Source organism: Sphingomonas degradans (assembly GCF_053502645.1).
Genome location: NZ_CP177172.1, coordinates 3,597,014 through 3,615,411, shown reverse-complemented (window position 1 = coordinate 3,615,411; position 18,398 = coordinate 3,597,014). Strand labels below are relative to the sequence as shown.

At 65.4% G+C, this 18,398-nt stretch carries 16 protein-coding genes and 1 pseudogene; 8 read left to right on the top strand and 9 right to left on the bottom strand.

What is annotated here, in order from left to right:
• Positions 1 to 4 precede the first annotated feature (4 nt).
• A complete protein-coding gene (locus tag ACG3SL_RS16540; RefSeq protein ID WP_448662264.1) occupies positions 5 to 2,092 on the bottom strand; it encodes a RelA/SpoT family protein in 2,088 nt (695 codons plus the stop codon).
• Between the two features lie 203 nt (positions 2,093 to 2,295).
• Entirely contained in the window at positions 2,296 to 2,604 is a 309-nt protein-coding gene (locus tag ACG3SL_RS16535; RefSeq protein ID WP_448662263.1) for a CC_3452 family protein, read from the bottom strand.
• 146 nt (positions 2,605 to 2,750) lie between these two features.
• On the opposite strand from ACG3SL_RS16535, the gene ACG3SL_RS16530 reads away from it, so the two are divergent.
• A complete protein-coding gene (locus ACG3SL_RS16530; protein WP_448662262.1) occupies positions 2,751 to 3,233 on the top strand; it encodes a winged helix-turn-helix transcriptional regulator in 483 nt (160 codons plus the stop codon).
• 110 nt (positions 3,234 to 3,343) lie between these two features.
• Here the strand turns inward: ACG3SL_RS16530 and ACG3SL_RS16525 are convergent, their stop codons facing one another.
• Together ACG3SL_RS16525 and ACG3SL_RS16520 are read right to left on the bottom strand one after the other, a co-directional pair.
• Complete coding sequence (locus tag ACG3SL_RS16525) at positions 3,344 to 3,778, bottom strand: acyl-CoA thioesterase (RefSeq protein ID WP_448662261.1); 435 nt, start codon at positions 3,776 to 3,778, stop codon at positions 3,344 to 3,346.
• A gap of 46 nt (positions 3,779 to 3,824) precedes the next feature.
• On the bottom strand, positions 3,825 to 5,033 hold the full coding sequence (locus ACG3SL_RS16520; protein ID WP_448662260.1) for an LL-diaminopimelate aminotransferase: 1,209 nt from the start codon (positions 5,031 to 5,033) through the stop codon (positions 3,825 to 3,827).
• A gap of 129 nt (positions 5,034 to 5,162) precedes the next feature.
• Between ACG3SL_RS16520 and ACG3SL_RS16515 the strand changes: the two genes are divergently transcribed.
• From ACG3SL_RS16515 to clpS, 3 genes are all read left to right on the top strand, one after another.
• Positions 5,163 to 6,911, top strand: a complete 1,749-nt coding sequence (locus tag ACG3SL_RS16515; protein WP_448662259.1) for a PHA/PHB synthase family protein — start codon at positions 5,163 to 5,165, stop codon at positions 6,909 to 6,911.
• 113 nt (positions 6,912 to 7,024) lie between these two features.
• Complete coding sequence (locus ACG3SL_RS16510) at positions 7,025 to 7,783, top strand: phasin family protein (protein ID WP_448662258.1); 759 nt, start codon at positions 7,025 to 7,027, stop codon at positions 7,781 to 7,783.
• Positions 7,784 to 7,951: 168 nt separating this feature from the next.
• Entirely contained in the window at positions 7,952 to 8,284 is a 333-nt protein-coding gene (clpS, locus tag ACG3SL_RS16505) for an ATP-dependent Clp protease adapter ClpS (protein WP_448665152.1), read from the top strand.
• A gap of 33 nt (positions 8,285 to 8,317) precedes the next feature.
• On the opposite strand, the gene ACG3SL_RS16500 is transcribed toward clpS, so the two are convergent.
• Positions 8,318 to 9,028 (bottom strand): Crp/Fnr family transcriptional regulator, encoded by a 711-nt coding sequence (locus tag ACG3SL_RS16500; RefSeq protein WP_448662257.1) that lies wholly within the window; start codon positions 9,026 to 9,028, stop codon positions 8,318 to 8,320.
• 151 nt (positions 9,029 to 9,179) lie between these two features.
• Between ACG3SL_RS16500 and murA the strand changes: the two genes are divergently transcribed.
• Positions 9,180 to 10,463 (top strand): UDP-N-acetylglucosamine 1-carboxyvinyltransferase, encoded by a 1,284-nt coding sequence (gene murA, locus ACG3SL_RS16495; RefSeq protein WP_448662256.1) that lies wholly within the window; start codon positions 9,180 to 9,182, stop codon positions 10,461 to 10,463.
• Here murA and ACG3SL_RS16490 read toward each other — a convergent pair.
• Both ACG3SL_RS16490 and ACG3SL_RS16485 read right to left on the bottom strand, forming a co-directional pair.
• Positions 10,460 to 11,740 carry a GGDEF domain-containing protein gene (locus ACG3SL_RS16490; RefSeq protein WP_448662255.1) on the bottom strand — a complete coding sequence of 427 codons (1,281 nt, stop codon included), beginning with the start codon at positions 11,738 to 11,740 and terminating at the stop codon, positions 10,460 to 10,462. The two genes, murA and ACG3SL_RS16490, sit on opposite strands and share 4 nt — an antisense overlap.
• Before the next feature lie 96 nt (positions 11,741 to 11,836).
• Positions 11,837 to 13,345 carry an acetyl-CoA hydrolase/transferase family protein gene (locus tag ACG3SL_RS16485; RefSeq protein WP_448662254.1) on the bottom strand — a complete coding sequence of 503 codons (1,509 nt, stop codon included), beginning with the start codon at positions 13,343 to 13,345 and terminating at the stop codon, positions 11,837 to 11,839.
• A 186-nt stretch (positions 13,346 to 13,531) separates the two neighbouring features.
• Between ACG3SL_RS16485 and ACG3SL_RS16480 the strand changes: the two genes are divergently transcribed.
• Positions 13,532 to 14,428, top strand: coding sequence for an iron-containing redox enzyme family protein (locus ACG3SL_RS16480; RefSeq protein WP_448662253.1), 897 nt, complete (start codon positions 13,532 to 13,534; stop codon positions 14,426 to 14,428).
• A 13-nt stretch (positions 14,429 to 14,441) separates the two neighbouring features.
• Here ACG3SL_RS16480 and ACG3SL_RS16475 read toward each other — a convergent pair.
• Positions 14,442 to 15,199, bottom strand: a pseudogene (locus tag ACG3SL_RS16475) (IS5 family transposase).
• 113 nt (positions 15,200 to 15,312) lie between these two features.
• On the opposite strand from ACG3SL_RS16475, the gene ACG3SL_RS16470 reads away from it, so the two are divergent.
• Positions 15,313 to 16,311: a GDSL-type esterase/lipase family protein gene (locus ACG3SL_RS16470; protein WP_448662252.1), complete on the top strand. Its 999-nt coding sequence runs from the start codon at positions 15,313 to 15,315 to the stop codon at positions 16,309 to 16,311.
• A 138-nt stretch (positions 16,312 to 16,449) separates the two neighbouring features.
• Here the strand turns inward: ACG3SL_RS16470 and ACG3SL_RS16465 are convergent, their stop codons facing one another.
• A complete protein-coding gene (locus ACG3SL_RS16465) occupies positions 16,450 to 17,766 on the bottom strand; it encodes a cystathionine gamma-synthase family protein (RefSeq protein WP_448662251.1) in 1,317 nt (438 codons plus the stop codon).
• A 267-nt stretch (positions 17,767 to 18,033) separates the two neighbouring features.
• Here ACG3SL_RS16465 and ACG3SL_RS16460 point away from each other — a divergent pair, with 267 nt between their 5' ends.
• Entirely contained in the window at positions 18,034 to 18,375 is a 342-nt protein-coding gene (locus ACG3SL_RS16460; RefSeq protein ID WP_448662250.1) for a hypothetical protein, read from the top strand.
• Positions 18,376 to 18,398: the final 23 nt, after the last annotated feature.

Sequence of the window (18,398 nt, the reverse complement as noted above, 5' to 3'; positions counted from 1 at the left end):
ACGGCTATGCACGCTCCGCCGAACTCACCACGTCCGCCGCGCGCAGGGCCGCGAGCAGCTTCATCAGGTGGGCGGCGTTGCGGACTTCCAGGTCGATCGTGTTGGTGTGGAAGGTCGTGTCGCGGTTATCCATGCGGATGCCCAGGATGTTGGCCTTGTGCTGGCCGATCAGCGTGGCGATCGCGCCCAGTGCGCCGGGTTCGTTCTTGAGCGTGACGGCGATCTGCGCGACGCCGCCCTCGGCCTTGTCGCCCCAGGTCAGATCGACCCAGTCGTCCTCGTCGGTGTCGGCCAGGCTGGCGCAATCGATCGCATGGACTTCGATCGGCTCGCCGGGGCGGCGGATGCCGACGATCCGGTCGCCCGGCACCGGGCGGCAATCCTCGGACAGCACGAAGGCGACGCCGGGAGTCAGCCCCTTGATGTCGATCGCCTGCATCTGCGTCGGCATTTCGTGATCGGTGCCCTCGGCAGAGCCCGGCATGATCGCTTCCATCACCTGTCCGTCGGTCAGCTGGCGCCGGGCGATGCCCTCCATCAGCGCGTCCTCGTCCGCCAGCTTGAGCCGCTTGAGCGCATCGGCCAGCGCATCGGGGCCGGCGGGGGTGGGCAGCCGCTGGACGATATTGTCGAACAGCTTGCGCCCCAGGCTCAGCGTCTCGTCGCGCTCCTTGTGGCGGATATGCCGGCGGATCGCCGCGCGCGCCTTGCCCGTGATCGCGAAGTTCAGCCAGTTGGCCTGCGGCTCCTGTGCCTTGGAGCGCAGGATCGACACTTGGTCGCCCTGCTGGATCTCGGTGCGCAGCGGCATCACCCGGCCGTTGATCTTGGCGCCCACTGCCTGGTCGCCCAGGTTGGAATGGACCGCATAGGCGAAATCCACCGGCGTCGCCCCCTTGGGCAGCTGGATCAGCTCGCCCTTGGGCGTGAAGGCGAAGATGCGATCCTGGTACATCGCCATGCGCGTGTGCTCGAGCAGCTCTTCGGGGCTCTCGGCATGTTCCAGGATCTCGATCAGGTCGCGAATCCAGCTGACCTGCGTGTCGGGCCGCACCGCGTCCTGCTTGTACGCCCAGTGCGCCGCCAGCCCGAATTCGGCCTGTGCGTGCATGTCCTTGGTGCGGATCTGGATTTCGATGCGCATGTTCTCGGCATGGATCACACTGGTGTGGAGTGATCGGTATCCGTTGCGCTTCGGCGTCGAGATGTAATCCTTGAACCGCCCCGGCACCATCGGCCAGCGGCGGTGGATCGATCCCAGCGCGCGATAGCATTCCTCTTCCGTCGTCACGATCGCGCGAAACGCCATGATGTCCGACAGCTGCTCCAGGCTGACATGCCGCTCGGACATCTTCTTCCAGATCGAATAGGGGTGCTTCTCGCGCCCCGTCACTTCGGCGTCGATGCCGCCGCGCGCCAGCAGCAGCTTTAGCCCCGACGCGATCTTGGCGATCCGGTCCTCGCCCTCGATCTTCAGCCCGTCGAGCCGCTTGGTGATCGATTCATACGCCTCGGGTTCCAGCTCGCGGAACGCCAGCGTCTGCATTTCCTTCATGAACTCGTACATGCCGATCCGCTCGGCGAGCGGGGCATAGATGTCCAGGGTCTCGCGGGCGATGCGCTTGCGCTTGTCCGGATTGCGGATGAAATGGAGCGTCCGCATGTTGTGCAGCCGGTCGGCCAGCTTGACCAGCAGCACGCGGATATCGTCCGACATCGCCAGCAGGAACTTGCGCAGATTCTCCGCCGCGCGCTCGGTATCGGTCTGCGCCTCGATCTTGGACAGCTTGGTCACGCCGTCGACCATGCGGGCGACATTGGCGCCGAACAGCCGCTCGATCTCTTCGGGGGTGGCGACGGTATCCTCGATCGTGTCGTGCAGGATCGCCGTCGCGATCGTCTCGGCATCGAGGTGCAGGTCGGTCAGGATGCCGGCCACTTCGATCGGGTGGCTGAAATAGGGATCGCCCGAGGCACGCTTTTGCGTGCCATGGGCGTTCACCGAAAACACATAGGCGCGGTTGAGAAGCGCTTCATCGGCATCGGGGTCGTACGAAAGGACCCGGTCCACTAGTTCATATTGTCGCAGCACAGCGCCTAAATGGGGCGCCGTGCCGCGCCAATGCAACGATTTAGTGTGTTAGCGGCCGTTTGGAAATTCGCGGAAGAGCGAATTTCAAGGCGGTGCCGGCCCGCTCCCCCTCCCGGCCACCCATAGGATCCTGTCGCTGGGTGGCCGGGAGGGGGAGCGGGCCGGCACCGCGAAATGCGCCCCGGCGCATTTCTAAAAAGCTATCAGCGCGCCTTTGCGTTGCACTTCGCCAGCGCATCGGCGTCGAATTCGGTGCCGTTGGCGCGGAACGCGGAGAGCGCGCCCACTTCGCGGGCGACCAGTTCGCACACGATGTTGTCGCGCGCGTTCGCCTTTGCCGCGACGCACACGCCCTCGCCGCACTTCCAGATGGTCGAGCGGGTCACCAGGCTGGCCTTCGCAGGTGCGGTAACGGGGGTCGCGGCATAATAGCCGCGCGCGGCCTGTGCCATTCCGGGGAGCGGCGCGAACGCCAGCACGGTTGCAGCGATCACGGCGGGAAAGCGAGTCATGTGATGCTCCTGAAACAGATTTTCGTTGGACGATTCTGTCGGCGATAGCTAATTGACAAGCAGGTAAGTTGCAACCAGAAACTATTGCTGCGTTGCAGAAGGTTAGGGCGTTCCGCTCGCCGAAAAACTACGATAGGGTGCCGTCTATGGGCAACGGGCTGCGACCAACCCTGCGCGAACTGGCTTCGGATTGCAGCCTCCCGGCTGCGCTGGAGGCGATGGGCGAGCGCTGGTCTTTCCTGATCCTGCGCGGCGCGTTCAACGGCCTGTTCCATTTCGAGGAATTCCAGTCCGAACTGGGGATCGCCCGCAACATCCTTGCCAATCGGCTGGCCCGGCTTGTCAGCCACGGCATCCTGGTGCGCCAGCCCTGTGCCGAGGATCGCCGCAAGGTCGAATATCGCCTGACGGACAAGGGGCACGCGCTGCTGCCCGCGATGATCGCGCTGCGGCAATGGGGCGAACGCTGGGAAACCTGCGTCCCCGCCAGCCCGATCCTGGTCGACGCGCGTGACCGCAGGCCGATCGCGCAGGTCTCGGTCCAGGCACATGACGGCCGCGTGCTGACCAAGGGCGACCTGCTCTGGGCCCTGCCCGAGGAAGTCGCGCGCGACGAAGCTGCGGAGTAGGGGCCGCTCCAACCTTGTCACCCCGGGCTTGACCCGGCGGCCCGCTTTCTACCCTATCCCGCGCAAAAGAAGCTGGGCCCCGGGTCAAGCCCGGGGTGACGAAAATTGGCTTAGGCCTCCGCCGCGTCCCCCAGCGCCAGCAACCGCGCCCGCACCGCATCCGGGATCGGCACCGAACGCCGCGCGTCCAGATCGACATGCACGCTGACCAGTTCGACCACGGCGTGCAGCGCCCGGGTTTCCGCGTGGCACAGCTCGACGCGCATCGTCATGCTCGACGTGCCGACGCGGTCCACCCGGACGAACGCCTCGACCATATCGTCGAAGCGCAGCGCCGCTTTGAACTCCACGCCCGCGCGGACGACATTGAATTCCGCCTCGGTCCACACCGGCCCCAGATCGCGCAGGTCGGCCCAGCGCCAGAACTCGGTAATGCCGACATCGGCATATTCGAGGTAGCGCGAGTTGAAGACGATCTTCTGCCCGTCGATCTCGGAATAGCGGACGCGGAAGCGGGTGGAGAAGCGGAAGCCGGGTCGGGACATGGCCTCGCCATGCCCCGAGCCCGGCCGCTTTAGCAAGCGCCGCCGCTCACCCCGCCTTGGCGCTGGGCGTGTTGACGCCCATCGACTGGAGATACTTCTTCACGTTGCGCGCGGCCTGGCGCAGGCGCTGTTCGTTCTCGACCATCGCGATGCGCACGAACCCTTCGCCATTCTCGCCATAGCCGACGCCGGGCGCGACCGCGACCTTGGCCTCGGTCAGCAGCTGCTTGGAAAATTCCAGGCTGCCCAGATGCGCGAGCGCAGGCGGCAGCGGGGCCCAGGCGAACATGCTGGCGGGCGGGGCGGGGATGTCCCACCCGGCGCGGCCGAAGCTCTCGACCAGCACGTCGCGGCGCTTGTGGTACAGCTGGCGGTTCTTCTCGACGATGTCCTGCGGGCCGTTCAGCGCTGCGCACGCCGCCGCCTGGATCGGGGTGAAGGCGCCGTAATCGAGGTACGACTTCACGCGCGTCATCGCCGCGATCAGCTTGGGATTGCCCACGGCAAAGCCCATGCGCCACCCGGCCATCGAATAGGTCTTGGACAGCGACGTGAACTCGATCGCCACGTCCTTCGCGCCCTTGACCTGCAGGATCGACACGGTCGGCTTGCCGTCGAAATACAGCTCGGAATAGGCGAGGTCGGACAGGATCCACACCTTGTTCTCGCGCGCCCATGCGACCAGCCGCTCGTAAAAGGCGAGGTCGACGGTTTCCGCCGTCGGGTTCGACGGATAGTTGACCACCAGCACGCTCGGGCGCGGCACGGTGAAATTCATCGCGCGCTCGAGGCTTTCGAAATAATGCTCGTCGGGCGTCGTTGGGACTGCGCGGATCGTGGCGCCGGCGATGATGAAGCCGAAGGTGTGGATGGGATAGCTGGGGTTGGGCGCCAGCACGACGTCGCCCGGCGCGGTGATCGCGGTCGCCAGGCTGGCCAGCCCCTCCTTCGATCCCATCGTCACGACCACTTCGGTCTCGGGGTCGATCTCCACGCCGAAGCGGCGGCCGTAATAATTGGCCTGTGCGCGGCGCAGCCCCGGAATCCCCTTGGACTGCGAATAGCCATGCGCGTCGGGCTTGCGCGCCACTTCGCACAGCTTCTCGATCACATGGTCCGGCGGCGGCAGATCGGGATTGCCCATCCCCAGGTCGATAATGTCCTCGCCCGCCGCGCGCGCCGCCGCCCGCATCGCGTTCACTTCGGCGATGATATAGGGGGGGAGACGCTTGATGCGGTAGAACTCTTCGGACATTTCCTCATCTTTCAAGGATTGGAGCGCGGCACCGATTTGTGCCGTGGGCGGGTTTCTACGCGATAAGAGCCGCTGCGGGAATGACGAGTTGCAAACCGTGCGTTAAAGTCCCGGCTGGAGAGGAAAATCATGTCCGATACCGCGACCGCGAACCCCGATGTGGCGATGCCCAGCCTGGAGGATCTCCAGCACTGGACCTGGGTGCTGGGCCGCGCGCAGCAGCTTATGCTGGAACATGGCATCGACGTGATGGAGCATGTGCCGGCGGCACCGCCCTTTGGCGCGATCCTCGATCCCACCCCGGCGCTGCGCGCGACCGCCGGCTTCTGGGCGGACACGATGCAGCTGTGGCAGCGCTTCCTGTATCCCGACCAGACCGAGCCGTTCCAGGAAACGCCCGAACAGGCGCGCGACAAAAGGTTCAAGGCGCCGCAATGGCGCGAGCAGCCGGTGTTCGATTTCCTGCGCCAGAGCTATTTCGTGATCGCCGACCATCTGCTCAAGAACGTCGATTCGCTCGAACATGTCGATGCCCGGCAAAAGGAGCAGATCCGCTTCGCGACCCAGGGCCTGATCGACGCGATCAGCCCGACCAATTTCCCCGCGACCAATCCGCTCGTGCTCGAAAAGATCGTCGAGACGCGCGGCGAGAACCTGATCAAGGGGCTCCAGCACATGCTGGCCGATCTGCAAAAGGGCCAGCTCACCCAGACGGCGGAAGGCGCGTTCGAGCTGGGCCGCAACCTGGCGATGACGCCGGGCAAGGTCGTCAAGCGCACGCCGCTGTACGAACTGATCCAGTACACCCCGGCGACCGAGAGCGTGTACAAGACGCCGCTGCTGATCTTCCCGCCCTGGATCAATCGCTTCTACATCCTCGACCTGAACCCGGAAAAGAGCTTCATCCGATGGGCGGTGGAGCAGGGGCTGACCGTGTTCGTCGTCTCGTGGAAGTCGGCCGATGCCACGATGAAGGACGTGGTGTGGGACGATTATGTCGAGCGCGGCCAGATCGACGCGATCAACACGGTGCGCGAGCTGCTGGGCGTCGAAAGTGTCCATACGATCGGCTATTGCGTCGCGGGGACGACGCTGGCGGCGACGCTGGCGGTGCTCGCCGCGCGCGGGCAGGCGGATCGGGTGAAGAGCGCGACCTTCTTCACCGCACAGGTCGACTTCACCGAAGCGGGCGATCTGCGCATCTTCATCGACGACGAGAATCTCGCGCTGATCCGCAGCCTGGGCGCGGAGGGGTTCCTCGACGGGCGGTTCATGGCCGCCACCTTCAATTTGCTGCGCGGGCGCGACCTGATCTGGAACTATGTCACCAACAACTACCTGATGGGGCAGGAATATGCGCCGTTCGATCTGCTCCACTGGAATTCGGACGTCACCAATCTGCCCTCGGCCTGGCACCTCAGCTATCTGACCGACCTGTATCGCGACAACAAGCTGATCGCCCCCGGTGCGCTGGCGATCGGGGGGACGCCGATCGACCTCACCCGCATCCACACCCCGGCATACATCCAGGCTGGGCGCGAGGATCATATCGCCCCGGCGGCGAGCGTGTGGAAGCTCACCGAATATCTGCGCGGGCCGATCAAGTTCGTGCTCGCCGGCTCGGGGCATATCGCCGGCGTGGTGAATCCCCCGGCATCGGGCAAATATCAGTACTGGACCAACTCCGCGCCCGCCCGCTCGCTCGCCGCGTTCGTCGAAGGGGCGGTGGAGACCAAGGGGAGCTGGTGGCCCGACTGGATCGGCTGGATCGAGTCGCTGGATGGTGAACGCGTCGCCGCCGATGGCGCACGGGTGCCCGGCGCCGGCGCGCTGGAAGCGCTCGAAGATGCTCCGGGAAGTTACGTAAAAATCCGATAAATACCAGTATTTCAACCGATTGTGACGTTTTGTGCACCGCACAAAGGCCTTGCACGGCTGTCCCGAATTCACTATATGTTGCAGCGCAGCAATTAGTCAGGGGACCGATTCACATGGCCACCAAGGGACCGAAGACCGGCGCGGGTAAACCCGCCGCTCCCACGCCTGCGGCGCGCGCCACGAAGCCGGCCGCGCCCAAGGCTGAGGCTGTTGCCGCCAAGGTTGAGAAGCCCGTGCCGGCGCCCGTGGTCGAGACGATTGTCCCGCCCGTGGTGCCCGAGCCGGTCCCGGCCGTGACGGTAGCGTCGCAGGAAGTAGTCGATACCGCACAGACCGCGGCCGCGCCCATCGCGCAGGCAGCCGCGGAGATTGAACCTGTCGCCGCCGCCGTCGCGCATACGGCCGCCGACACAGTCAGCAAGGAAACCAGGATCATGGCAACCACGATCGAAGCAAACACCGCCAAGGCTCAGGCATTTTTCAACGACTTCAACGAGCGCACCAAGGCTGCGGTCGAAAAGTCGACCAAGCTGGTCGAAGAAGCCAATGAGTTCGCCAAGGGCAATATCGAAGCCGTCGTCGAATCCAGCCGCATCGCCGCCAAGGGCCTCGAAGCCTTCGGTCAGGACGCTGCCGAATACAGCCGCAAGTCGTTCGAGAACGCCACGGCGATCATGAAGACGCTGGCGACCGTCAAGTCGCCGACCGAGCTGTTCAAGCTCCAGAGCGATTTCTTCCGCACCTCGTTCGACTCCTATGTCGCCGAAGCGTCGAAGAACACCGAAGCGATGCTCAAGCTGGCCGGCGATGCCGTGCAGCCGCTGTCGAACCGCATCGCGGTTGCAGCCGAAAAGGTGAAGGTCTCCGCGTAAGCGGCTTGCCTTCCAGCAAAAACGAAAAGGGCGCCCGTGCAAGCGGGCGCCCTTTTCCGTATCTCCGCGGCAACGCAGGCAGGCGCTCCTTCGCGCGCCCTTGCCTAGTCGGCGCGGAACCCATATTTTCACGGTGTGATGGCCATTTCCGACAGTTTCGAATTTCGCATGGCCGATACCGGCGACAATGACGACGAGGGCCGCGATCCCTCTGTCGGGCTGGCGACGCGCACCCGTACGCGCACCAAGAAGCCGACGCCGTATCGCGTGCTGATGCTCAACGACGATTACACGCCGATGGAATTCGTCGTGCTCGTGCTCCAGCGCTTTTTCCGGATGAACATGGAAGAGGCGACGCGCGTGATGCTCCATGTCCACCAGCGCGGCGTGGGCGTGTGCGGCGTGTTCAGCTACGAAGTCGCCGAGACCAAGGTGACGCAGGTGATGGACTTCGCCCGGCAGAACCAGCACCCGCTGCAATGCACGCTGGAAAAGGCCTGAGGGGCAACGGCACCCGCCGCCCGCTGGCCACCGTTACCCGCGCGGACGCGGCAGCCAGCTCAGGTCCAGCCCTTCGTACCGGTTCACATAATTGGCCGCGCGCACCAGCGCGCGTTCGTCGCGCAGCGTGACGCGGCCGCCTTCGCGCGCGATCATCCCTTCTTCCTCCAGCTGGCGCAGCATCCGGTTGACGTGCACGGCGGTCAGTCCGGTTGCGTCGCCGATCTCTTCCTGCGTCAGCCCCAGCGCAAAGACGCTGGCGATGCTCTTGTCGGTGGCGCGCAGGCGATTGCGCAGCTCGATCAGCAGCGCGGCGACGCGTGCCTTGGCGCTGGTGCGGCCGAGCGCCGCCAGCCGATCGGTCAGAGCAACCCGCTCGATCTGGCAATAGACCAGCACCATCGCCGACAGGCGCGGATGATCGCTCATCATGTCGGACAACGCCGATCGATCGAACGGCGACACCACGCATTCGGACAGCGCGCACAGCGTCTCCGGCGCCTCGTGATAGACGGCGCTCGACACGCCCAGCATGTCGCCGGGAAACAGGAAGCGCAGGATCTGGCGGCTGCCGTCGTCGAGCAGCACATAGCTCATCATCAGCCCGCGCCGCAGGATGAACAGCTCGCTGCATTCCTCATTCTCACGCTGCAGCACCGCCCCCCGGCGTACGTGCCGCTGGCGTTCCTCCAGTTTTTCGAGAGCCGACCTCTCGCCAGAGGTCAATTCCAAATGCTGGCTCAAAATATCCGCGAAACAACTACCCGACACGCTATCGCTTCCCCCCACCCCATGGTGCAAAGCAGTGCGGTGGCTTCAGTGCATTAAAGTCGATCAATACCGGCTTCGGTCTGCCGCGCTTGCGCAAGCGCGCCGAGCGGCTAGAAGCTCGGTCATGGACCGTATACTCATTCGCGGCGGCAACCGCCTCCTTGGTAAAATTACAGTATCGGGCGCGAAGAACGCCGCGCTGACGCTGATGCCCTGCGCGCTGCTCACCGATGAGCCGCTGACGCTACGGAATCTGCCGCGTCTGGCCGATGTCGACAGCTTCGGGCACCTGCTCAACGAGCTGGGCGCATCGACGTCGATCGAGGGGACCCGCCCCACCGATTTCGGGCGGGTAATGACCGTGCGCGCGGGCCGGCTGACTTCCACGGTCGCGCCGTACGACATCGTGCGCAAAATGCGCGCGTCGATTCTGGTGCTGGGCCCGCTGCTCGGCCGTGCGGGCGAGGCGACGGTGTCGCTGCCCGGCGGCTGCGCGATCGGCAACCGCCCGATCGACTTGCATCTGAAAGCGCTGGAGGCGATCGGCGCCGAGATCGAACTGGCCGCCGGCTATGTGAAGGCGACGGCGCCCGGCGGGCGACTCGCGGGCGGGCGCTACAGCTTCCCGGTGGTGTCGGTCGGCGCGACCGAGAATGTGCTGATGGCGGCGGTGACGGCGCGCGGCACGACCGTGCTCGACAATGCGGCGCGCGAGCCCGAGATCGTCGACCTGTGCAACCTGCTGGTGGCGATGGGCGCGTCGATCGGCGGGATCGGCACGGAACGGCTGGAGATCGAGGGGCGCGAGCGGCTGCACGGCGCGACCTACAGCGTGATGCCCGACCGAATCGAAGCGGGCAGCTATGCCTGTGCGGCGGCGATCACCGGCGGCGACGTCGAGCTGGTCGGCGCCAATGCCGACGATATGCGCGCGACGCTGGACGCGCTGGTCGAGGCGGGGATCACCGTCGAGGAAGGCCGCGATTCGGTCCGCATCATCGCGACCAACGGCATCCAGCCGCTCACCCTGTCCACCGCGCCGTTCCCGGGTTTCGCCACCGATATGCAGGCGCAGTTCATGGCGATGCTGTGCAAGGCCGATGGCGCCAGCGTGCTGACCGAGACGATCTTCGAGAACCGCTACATGCACGTCCCCGAACTCACCCGGATGGGCGCCAATATCGAAGTCCATGGCCGCACCGCCGTGGTGCGCGGGGTCGATCGCATGGTCGGCGCGCCGGTGATGGCAACCGATCTGCGCGCGTCGATGAGCCTGATCCTCGCAGGGCTGGCGGCAGAGGGCGAGACGCAGGTCAATCGCGTCTATCACCTCGATCGCGGCTATGAGCGGCTCGAGGAAAAGCTTCAGGGCGTCGGCGCCGATATCGAGCGGGTCGGCGACGGTTAAGACGCGGGTGCGCTTGGCACCGGCAGCGCCGCTGCTTCGCGCACCGGTGCGGCGACGACGCGGTTGCGGCCCGTTTCCTTGGCCTGGTACAGCGCCGCGTCGGCGATCCCCAGCAGATCGGCGACCGACCGGGTGCATTCCGGTAGCGCGGCGACCCCGAACGATGCCGATATCTTCGCATCGTGCGTGGCGGACAGCGCCTCGATCCGCTCGCGCATGACCTCGGCCTTGGCCATCGCTTCGTGGATGCCGCATTCGGGCAGGATCACCAGCAATTCCTCGCCACCATAGCGGCATGCGACGTCGGAGGTGCGAAGCACGCCCATGATCGTCGCCGCCGCCTCGCGCAGCACGGCGTCGCCCACGGCATGGCCGAATTCGTCGTTGAGCTTCTTGAAATGGTCGAGGTCGATCATGATCGTCGCCAGGTGCGTTCCGCTGCGCTCGGCGAGGCTGGCATAGCGGCTCAGCGCATCTTCCATATAGCGCCGGTTGTACAATCCGGTCAGCGGGTCGCGCAGCGCCTGCGTCCGCAGCTTTTCGCGCAGCGAGATGTTGGAAACCGCGAGCGACATCGCATCGGCGATCGCCGCCGCCAGCGGCTGGATGACCTTCAGCTCCGCCGTGGCGTTCGGGCGCGCCGTCGCGATCTGCAACATGCCCTGGATCTCGCCATGCGCGGTCATCGGCAGCTCCAGCACCGTGATGCCGGTCAGATGATGTTCGCAGCGCAGCGCGCCCTGGCTGTCGGCATTCAGGTGCCATTTGCCCCGCTTCAGTGCCCAGCACTGGGATGGGGTCAGCATCGGCCGTAGCGCTTCATCCGTAGGCCAGTGCCACACACCCGACAGTTCCAGCCGGTCGCGCGAATTGTTGAACACATACAGCGCCGCCCCGAAGCCATCGAGCAGCGAGGCGATGGTAGACGACAGCACCGCGTTGGCATCGGGATAGCCGCTGGCGCTCTGGAGCATCTCGGTCATGCGGAACAGGTGGTTGATCTGTTTGCGCTCGGCATGGGCCCGTGCCGCTTCCTCGCGGCGCGCGCGAAGGGCGCGAAGCGTATGCGGGCCACCGAAGAGCAGCAGCGAGACCGCTACGATGGCGCTGGCGATTTGCGCGGCGACGATCGCGAGTTTCGCGTCTCGGCTCGTTACGAATGGCTCCAGCAGGTCCATCGTCAGCATGACCCCGATCGCCACGGCCGAGAGAAGCATCCGATTGCGGAGCCCCCGCTCCAGCGGGTCGAGCGACGCGGCGGACAGGTCAGGTATCAAACAAGGTCATCCGGTTGGTCCCGCGCGATATGCCGCGCGGCTTGCTCCATTATAGCTGCGCGGCGGACCGGCCCGTCGTCAGTGCATCATATTGATTCAGACGCGCATCGATCCCGTGTCGATAAACCGCTGGTGCCACGCCAGTGCCTCGCCCGGCAGCATGGGGGTGTGCAGGCCATAGCTGCCCTTCAGCGCGCGCTCGTAATAGTCGCGCAGCATCGGGCGGTAGTCGGGATGCGCGCATTTCTCGATCACCAGTTCGGCGCGGCGGCGGGGGGCGAGCCCGCGCAGATCGGCCAGTCCCTGCTCGGTGACGATGACCTGCACGTCCTGCGTGATATGGTCGACATGGCTGACATGCGGCACGATCGCCGAAATCGCGCCGCCCTTTGCCGTCGAAGGCGTCATGAAGATCGACAGGTACGCGTTGCGCGCGAAGTCGCCCGATCCGCCGATCCCGTTCTGGATGCGCGACCCCATGATGTGCGTAGAGTTTACGTTGCCGTACAGATCGGCCTCGATCATCCCGTTCATCGCCAGACAGCCGAGGCGGCGAACCACTTCGGGGTGGTTGCTGATCTCCTGCGGGCGCAGGACGATGCGGTCGCGGAAGTCGGCCATCTCTGCATTGAGCCGCGCGGCGGCATCGGGGCTGAGCGAAAAGGCCGTGCACGACGCCATGCGCAGCTTGCCCGACGCCAGCAGGTCGAGCATCCCGTCCTGCAGCACTTCGGTATAGGCAGTCAGCCCCGAAAAGGGCGAATCGAGCAGCCCCGACAGCACCGCATTGGCAATGTTCCCCACCCCCGATTGCAGCGGCAGCAGCGACGGCGGCAGCCGGCCCATGCGCACTTCGTGCTGGAAGAAGTCGATCAAATGCCCCGCAATCGCCAGCGCGCTGGCGTCGGGCGCGGCGAAGGGCAGGTTGCGATCGGGCGCGTCGGTTTCGACCACCGCGATCACCTTGTCGGGATCGCAGCGGAAATGCGGCTGGCCGATGCGGTCGTCGGGGCGGATCAGCGGGATCGGCACGCGGCTGGGCGGCAGCGCGGTGCCGTAATAGATGTCGTGCATCCCCTCCAGCGCCGGGTTCTGCCAGCGATTGACCTCCAGGATCACGTGGCGGGCACGATCGAGCCACGTCTTGTTGTTGCCCACCGACGAGGACGGGATCAGCGACCCGTCGGCCCGGATGCCCGAGATTTCGATCACCGCGATGTCGAGCGCGCCCAGAAAACCTTCCCACGCCACCGGTGCGACCTGGCTCAGATGCATGTCGAGATACTCCATCTCGCCCCGGTTGATCCGGTCGCGCGCGATGGGATCGGAATTATAGGGCAGGCGCAGCTGGACGCCGTCGGCCTTGGCCAGCGCCCCGTCCAGCTCCGGCCCGGTCGACGCGCCGGTCCACACCTGCACGCGCAGCGGGCGCCCCTCGGCATGGTCGCGCTCCATCCGCGCGGCGAGCGCCGTCGGCACCGCCTTGGGATAGCCGGAGCCCGTGAAGCCGCTCATCCCCACGGTCATCCCGTCGCCGATAAACGCGGCAGCCTCTTCGGCGGACATGATCTTGGCGGCGAGGGCGGGATTGGCGATGCGAGTCATGGGCGTTCCGTGAAAGCTATTCGCCATTTCATGCGGGGGGCGAGCGACGATTGCAATTGTTGCAATCCCGTATTGGCAGGATGCGCGCCACGCATCCGGATTCGTGCTGATCCACGTTAACGCCGCCTAAGGTACTGGAACCATCGCGCTTTGTGGCCGGTTTGAGCGGGCAACAGGAGAGACACTATGGCCACCCGCCCCCGCGACTTTGCGCAGGACGTTGGATCGCAATTTCTTACCGACAGTTTTCAACGCGGGCTTGCCCACTGGAACCGCGAACGGCTCGAGCCCGGTTTCCCGAGTGCCGACTGGCAGCGCGTGTTCGAGCGCGACCTGCGGATGCAGCGGCTCGAAGGCGCGTTCCTTGAGGAATTGCGCGCCGAAGTGATCGACGAGGCCGCCGCCGCGCCCACCGATGTCGAAGGCTTTATCGACTGGTTCGAGGGGCTGAAGGCGACGGGACCGGGGCAGGGCGATCCGCTCTTCCCGTGGCTCGCCGAACGGGCCGATCGGGACCAGCTTCGATGGTTCTTCGAACAGGAAGCCGCCGGCGAAGCGGGGTTCGACGATCTGGTCGCGATGACGCAGGTGAAGCTGCCGGTGCGCCCCAAGCTCGAACTCGCGCGCAATTACTGGGACGAAATGGGCCATGGCACGGCCAAGGGCATGCACGGCCCGATGCTGGATGCGCTGGTCGAGACGCTGGCGGTGACTCCGGTGATCGAGAACACCGTGTGGGAAAGCCTCAGCCTCGCCAACGCGATGACCGCGATGGCGACCAATCGCCGCTATGCCTGGCACTCGGTCGGCGCGCTGGGCGTGATCGAACTGACTGCGCCGGGCCGCTCGGCGGCGGTGGCGGAAGGGCTCAAGCGCGTCGGGCTCAGCCCCAAGGAAGCGCGCTATTTCACGCTCCACGCGGTGCTCGACGTCAAGCATAGCGAGGACTGGAACCGCGAAGCGATTCGCCCGGCGATCGAGCAAGACCCCGCCCGCGCCACCGCCATGGCCGAAGGCGCACTGATCCGCCTGCGCTGCGGCGCCCGCTGTTTCGACGCCTATCGCGCGCGGCTGTGGGGCTAGCGCGGATCGACATTCACCGTAACCAGATCATGGTAGCGGCGAGATGGACGAAACCTGCGAAGTGGATGGTGCGACGCTCATAGCGTGTCGCGAAACGTCGGAAATGCTTGAGGCGGCCGAAGCATCGTTCGATGCGGTTGCGCTGTTTGTAGATGATCGTGTCATGGGGGATGACGATCTTGCGACAGCGGTTTGAGGGGATGACGGCCTCGGCGCCCATACCGGCAATAATGGCACGTAAGGCATTGCTGTCATATGCTTTGTCAGCGAGCACGGCTTTGCCCTCTTGCCCATCGAGCAGAGCCGGAGCCTGGGTGATGTCGCCGGTCTGGCCGGGCGTGAGGATGAAACGCAGCGGGCGGCCGAGGGTGTCGGCCAACATGTGGACCTTGGTAGTCAGTCCGCCTCGGGAACGCCTCAGCGCCTGGTCGCGCGCCCCCCTTTTCCGGTCGCTGCCTGCTGGTGGGCGCGGATGATTGTGCTGTCGATCATCAGATATTGATTGTCCCGGTCGGCGGTCAACGCATCGAACACCCGTTCCCAGACGCCGGCATGGCACCACCGGCTGAAGCGGCGATGGACGCTCTTCCACTTTCCATAGCGCTCCGGAAGGTCGCACCAATGGGCGCCAGAGCGCAGAACCCATAAACATCCGTTCACGAACAAACGGTTATCCGTGCCAGAACGCCCCGGATCAGCCACCTTGCCCGGCAACAGCGATGCGATCCTTTGCCATTGCGCATCGTTCAGTTCGTACCGCTTCACCGCCATCACTTGCTCCGCGTCTCAACACGGATGCCTATGAATCAGCGATCAGCTCGTTTGGGAATCCCGAATGTCGATCCGCGCTAGGCGCGCGGCGCCGGCGCGGTTAGGCTGGGCATATGCTCAGCCTTGCCCTGTTCGCCGCGATCCCCGCGATTCCCGATGAAATGCCGATCGCGCCGCTGGTGGGCGGGCGTGTGACGATCGACCAGTCTTTCGGCTGGCCCGGCGTCTATTTCGAGGGCCGGTTTCGCGGTACCGACGTGACCGTGGAGGTCGACAGCCCGACCGAGCACCTGACGCTTCTGGTCGATGGGGTTCCTCGCGCGACGCTGACCCGCCCCGGCGACGCACGGCTTACGGTGCGCGATCTGCCCCCCGGCGACCATGTCGTGCGGCTGGAGAAGCTGACCGAGAGCCAGTCGGGCGGCGGGCGCTTCCGCGGCTTCTTCACCCGCACGGGGGTATCGCTCGCCCCCCAGCCCCGCGCGCGCCAGATCGAATATGTCGGCGACAGCTTCACCGTCGGTTATGGCAACCTGTCCCCCGACGCCAAATGCACGCCCGAACAGGTCCATGACCGCACCGATACCCAGCAGGCGTTCGGGCCGCTGCTCGCCAAGAAGCTCGATGCCGATTTCCGGGTGATCGCCTATTCGGGTTATGGCATCGTCCGCAACTGGAACGGCACGCATCCGGGCGAGAGCCTGCCGCTGCTTTATCCCCGCACGCTTCCGGGCGTGGAGGGGGCCGCGCCGCGCGAGCGGGGCTGGCACCCGCAGGTGATCGTCGTCAACCTGGGCACCAACGATTTCTCCACCCCGCTCCATGCGGCCGAGGCATGGGCAGACGACGCCGCGCTGCGCAGCGCCTATCGCACCCGCTATCTCGATTTCGTCCGGCAGCTCAAGGCGCGCCAGCCCCAGGCGCGGATCGTGCTGATGGGCGCGAGCAACTTCATCGCCGAAGTCCGCCAGGTCGCCGCCGCGACGGGCGCGACGGCGATTCCCTTTGGCGGGCTGGCGCTCAGCGGCTGCAACGGCCACCCCTCGCTCCAGGACCACCGCGCGCTTGCGGCGCTGATCGAGCCCGAGGTGGTGAAGGGCTTTGCACGCTAGAGCATGATCACGACGAAAATTCCCGTTCGTGCTGAGCTTGTCGAAGTACGGTGAGTCTCACTGCCCTTCGACAAGCTCAGGGTGAACGGTAAGGAGCGAATCGGCCTTACGTCATCGTGCCGCTTTCGGGCCTCGCCCTTACACCGCCTTCAGTGCTTCCTCGAAATCGGCGATCAGGTCGTCGGCATCCTCGACGCCGATCGAGATGCGCACCAGATTGTCGGTAATCCCCAGCGCCTGCTTGCGCGCCTCGGGCACCGACAGGTGCGTCATCCCCGCCGGGTGGCTGGCCAGCGTCTCGGTCCCGCCCAGCGATACCGCCAGCTTGGCGATGCGCAGTGAATCGAGGAAGGCGAACGCCTCCTTCTCGCCGCCCTTGAGATAGAGCGAGAAGGTCGATCCCGCGCCGGTGCAGTGGCGGCGATAGATATCGGCCTGGCGCTTGTCCTCGCCGCGATCGAGGAAGCCGAGATAGCCGACCTTCTCCACCTTGGGATGCGCGGCCAGGAATTCGCACACCTTGGCGGCATTCTCGCCCGCGCGGCTCATCCGCAGCTCCAGCGTTTCCAGCGAGCGCAGCAGCATCCATGCGGTGTTGGGGTCGCAGATCGTGCCGATCGTGTTGCGCATCATGCGGATCGTGTTGATGTGCGCCTTGGTCCCCAGCACACCGCCCGCGACCAGATCCGAATGACCCCCGGCATATTTGGTCAGGCTGTACACGACGATGTCGGCGCCCTGCTTGAGCGGCTGTGCCCAGAGCGGCCCCAGGAAGGTGTTGTCGATCGCGATCGGCGGCTTGTTCTCGCCCGTGAAGATCGCGTCGCGGCTGGCGGCGACGGCCTCGACATCGACCAGCGCGTTGGTGGGGTTGGCCGGGCTTTCGAGGTAGATCAGCGCGACATTGCCCGTCGCCGCCTGCGTCAGCACCGCATCGATCTCTTCGCGGGTGGCGCCGGCGGGGAAATCGAGCCAGTTGACCCCGAAGCGCCCCAGAATGCGTGAGATCAGCGTCTCGGTCGCCGCATAGAGCGGGCCCGAATGGACGATCGTGTCGCCGGGCTTGACCATCGACAGGAACAAGGTGGCGATGGCGGACATGCCGCTGGAAAAGGCGAGCGCGTCCTCCGCTTCTTCCCACACGGCCAGCCGGTCCTCCAGGATTTCCTGATTCGGCCCGTTGAAGCGCGAATAGACCAGCCCCTCGGCGCCGCCCGGCCGCTTGCCGGTGACGCCCTCGAAATGGCGCTTGCCCGCCGCCGCATTGGGGAAGACGAAGGTCGAAGTGAGGAAGATCGGCGGCTTGAGCGATCCTTCGGACAGCACCGGATCATAGCCATGCCCCATCATCATCGTGCTCGGCCGCAGCTTGCGTCCGCCGATCGTCTCGACACTCGCCTTGGGGCGGCGACGGGGGGTGGCGCCGCTCAGTTCGGCTTCGGTTTCGTCGGTCATGTGGGGCTCTCCGGGATTTGTTGTTGGTATCACTTGTAACGATATTGCGCGGGCTTTGCACTCCGACAAGTTGCGTCACAATTGCTACCAGCGACTCCCAATCGACCGTCGCCCGCGCGGGTTCCCTGCGCGACTTCCAGGTGGTGGAAAGCTGCCGTCACCACTACTAGAGCAATGGTGCTGCGACGCGGGGATCAGCCGGTGGAAGAGGCGTATAAAAGGCTGCGTGCCGGTTGGGCCGGGGGAGATCGGGACCGAGAGCGGGCCTTGTATCTGCTGTTTTTGGCATGGTGGCATTGGGCTGAGCCAGAGTTCCTGACAGGCTTGTCCGACGATCCTTCCGCCGTGGCACTATGGCACGAGGTCTTCGACTATTTCGGCGGTGAAGCATCGTCAGACGCTGAGTTTCTTTTTGTCGCTGGCATTATGGCGACCGTAGCCCCGTGGGGCTTAGGCGATGAAGCTTATTGGGCTGCTGCCGCTAACCGACTTTCTTCCCGCGCGCGGCAACTGCAGCCGAGCGGCTTCTCGCCAAGCGATTTTGAAGGTCGCGGCGACTATGGCGAGTATTTCGTACACCAGTCATCGATTACGCCCAACACGCGCTAGGGGGCGGAAGCCCTCGGTCGGGT